At 62.7% G+C, this 831-nt stretch carries 2 pseudogenes; one reads left to right on the plus strand and one right to left on the minus strand.

Features of this window, described 5'->3' with window-relative positions:
* Positions 1–552 (minus strand): annotated as a pseudogene (locus EOD15_RS34970) (ATP-dependent DNA ligase); the annotation flags it as partial.
* A gap of 57 nt (positions 553–609) precedes the next feature.
* Between EOD15_RS34970 and EOD15_RS36405 the strand changes: the two are divergent.
* A pseudogene (locus EOD15_RS36405) lies at positions 610–831 on the plus strand (hypothetical protein); the annotation flags it as partial.

An 831-nucleotide genomic window follows, 5' to 3' on the forward strand; every position in this document is an offset into this window, starting at 1 on the left:
GTCCAGGCCGTCTAAAGCATCTTCGAGCAAATGCCGGCGCGTGCTGTATTCGACGCCCCGCAGATCGTGGCCATCGAAATACAGCAGGTCAAAGACCATCAGAACCGCACCCGACTGCAGGCTCCCCGAACGACGGCCGACGGCGCCGAGCGACTTCTGCAGAGCCCCGAAATCCGAGCGTCCCTGCTCATCGAGAATGACCGCCTCCCCGTCCAGGATCATCGTCGCTGGCCCGAGCGCGCGAGCGGCTGCAGTAATTGCTGGAAATCGGCTTGCCCAATCGTAGCCGCCGCGCGTAAGCAATCGCACGCCATTCGGCCCGATGTAGGCCGTCACCCGGTAGCCGTCCCATTTCACCTCCCAGCCCCATTCGGGGCCGACAGGCGGCTTCATGCGCAGATCGCACAGGGCGATTTCGACCTTTGCCGGAAACGGATCGAACGGTAGCCGCGGCTGGGCAGGATCGCGCTTTCGGATCGGGCGGCTTTGCAGCGGCCCGCCGTCCTCGTGGAGAAGCGGCTTTGACTTTGGCTTACGTGGCGGCTTCGTCATCGCCTATAGGACCACGGAAATCTTTAAAAAGCTCCCAATTCAGCCCATTTGAGGCCCATGAAGGAAGATCCAGCAAATGACCCAGGCCCACCCCCGCGCTATCGCTGGCGCGACACATGGCCGGGAGAAGGCCATCGCGACTACCAGGCATGGGACGGCCCTCGCGCGTTCGGTCGCATCTTCTACGAGGACCAGGGCCCGACAAAGGATCTCTGGCGGTGGGCTATCTCGCACATCGATGGCGTGAAACAGCACGTGCAGCCGCACAACGGCTACGAA

Origin of the sequence: Mesorhizobium sp. M7A.T.Ca.US.000.02.2.1 (genome assembly GCF_003996995.1) — a bacterium.
Lineage (GTDB): Bacteria > Pseudomonadota > Alphaproteobacteria > Rhizobiales > Rhizobiaceae > Mesorhizobium.